This window comes from Clostridium sp., assembly GCF_036642255.1.
In the GTDB taxonomy this organism is placed as follows: domain Bacteria; phylum Bacillota; class Clostridia; order Clostridiales; family Clostridiaceae; genus Clostridium_J.
This window is the reverse complement of sequence record NZ_JAVWDJ010000112.1, coordinates 1-2303: the sequence shown is the minus strand read 5'-3', so window position 1 is coordinate 2303 and position 2303 is coordinate 1. Positions and strand designations below refer to the sequence as shown.

The 2303-nt window shown below is 25.7% G+C and carries 2 protein-coding genes; both read right to left on the bottom strand.

Translation table 11 applies throughout. The features are described from left to right. Positions 1 to 271 precede the first annotated feature (271 nt). Complete coding sequence (locus RR409_RS21040) at positions 272 to 1036, bottom strand: hypothetical protein (protein WP_332559731.1); 765 nt, start codon at positions 1034 to 1036, stop codon at positions 272 to 274. 91 nt (positions 1037 to 1127) lie between these two features. Further along, positions 1128 to 2252: a helix-turn-helix transcriptional regulator gene (locus tag RR409_RS21035; RefSeq protein ID WP_332559730.1), complete on the bottom strand. Its 1125-nt coding sequence runs from the start codon at positions 2250 to 2252 to the stop codon at positions 1128 to 1130. Between the last annotated feature and the right edge of the window lie 51 nt (positions 2253 to 2303).

Genomic DNA, 2303 nt, shown 5'->3' with positions numbered 1-2303 from the left:
TTTTTTCTTTTTCCATAACCCACCATCTTTCATTTTTCTATTTAATGATATGATTGTGTAATTATTGATATACCTAAAAATTCTTTATAATTAGAAACTGGTACGTAAATAGCTACTGTTATATCATTTTTCATAGTAGATAATGTCCTTTTTCCAGATGTGGGTATTTTATTCATTAGCATGTTCTAAACAAGTTACTTGTTTAAAACTTTCACCTCCTTTCCTTTTAAATTTTTTATTATTTCCGTCTTTCAACAATAATAAACACTTTTTAATATGCTCTGTAATCATTTGGGTTAATATCTAGTCCTGGTGTGAGATCATAATGATCATATACGGTAGGCCAAAAGTTGATTACATATCCCATACCATTGCTGCTTAAATCATAGTTTTGTGAATCTGCAAGTGTTACATTATCAACGGCATGTTCGTATGCACCATATATAATTGGAGATGCACCTACAATTCTAGTTTTTACTGATGTAAACAGTTCTAAAGCATTGATACTATCATCTACCAGATTCATTGATATTCCATATCCATTGTCTTTTAATACCATGTTTGTCCCTTGATATGAATAATTAACAGTATCTTGAGACCCATTTGTTCTAGTAAAATATTGTTTTCCAAATTGAGTTCCATTATACATAACTACATCATAAAATCTTAAAGCAATAACATCAAAAGATCTTCTAACAGGCATGCCTTTCCACTGTGCTGTAAAATTAACTAAAAAATCATTATTGTTTAAATCCATTGCCATTAAAGTTATTCTTTTATAATTAGTTTCAAGAAACCCACCAAAAGGTGCTATTCCACTTGGACAATAGTCATTATTAGGTATAAGTATTTCTTTTTTTGTTATTTTACTATAGTCGTAAGCAGAATACTCAGTATATTCCTCAGGTGTCCAAGCATCAATTACATAAGATGGAAACATTTTTAACATATCTTCACGTGTTGCAGTAGCACTTACATTATTAATAAATAAAAATGTAAGTAAACTAATAAATCCAAACTTCAAATATTTTTTCACCACAATTCTCCTTTCTATAATTTCAGTTTAAATATTAAGTCGAATTTTAGCAATCGAAAAATCGTAGAACTATGTTCTACGATTTAGAGAATTATTGTTTTATACCTAAAGTATCATTAAAAACAGTTAATACTTCTTCTAAAACTTTTAAATAATCTGTACACTTTCCTTCTAGACAGTTCAATTTTTTATCTGTAATATAATATTCATAATTTTCAAAAGTTTCTTTTTTATTAAAATTATTTGTTTTATTTTTAGTTACTGTTAATATGTTTTCTTGATACTTGTAGAAATAATTATATTCTATCCTTTTATTTATAAAACTGTAATACATTTTTTCTGATTCTATATCAAAGTACAAACTATACTTTTGCAATTTTTTGAAGTAAATGTTGGCGCCTTTTATTTTTGTGAATCCTTTAATGGATAACTCTGCTGCGTCAACTATTTTGGGTTTTTCCTCTAATTTGACTGTAGATGCAAAGTTATCTTTCCTTTTTGGAATTATACTCTTATTTGTATAACTTTTCCTTAATAATAGTTTTGTTCTATAAGTGTGTACTTTGTTATTAGTGTCTATTAAATCTATTTCTATATTTAAAAACTTAGGAATAGCTTTCAAAATATTTTTTTCTAGTCTGTCTGTTTCAGTACTGATTTCTTCAATCAAGATGTTGTCTATTTTATCTTTTTCATAAAAGTATGTTTTTTTATTATTACCAACAAAAGTATAAAGTTTGATTTTACTGCTAGTTACTTCAAAATTTAAGTCTTTAACTCTTATATTAGTAATAGCTAAAGAATTTTTAACATTTGTTGTAAGAAAATACCCAGTATCTATAGTTATTTCACCATCATCTGCTCTTAATTCGTACATATTGATAGTATTATAGTTATTAATGAAAAACAATATAAAGAATAAATACGAAAATATAGAAAACAACTTTAAAAAGTTATTTTTTATTATTAATAAAACTTTCTTAAGTTCAAACTTCTTTTTAGGCTTTTTAGTTACCTCTTCTAAAAACTCACTTGTCTTGACATTAAAAGTTTTACAAATGCTTTTAATCATTTCTATATCGGGCAAACTTGCTCCAGTTTCCCACTTTGAAATTGTTTTGTCTGATACATTTAAAATTTCTGCTAATTGTAGTTGTGTTAAATGTTTTTCTTTTCTAAGTTCATATAACTTTTTACTAATATTTTTATCATTCATTATATCCACCTTTTCCATTTTAACATAAGTTATTTTAAAACATATACAACA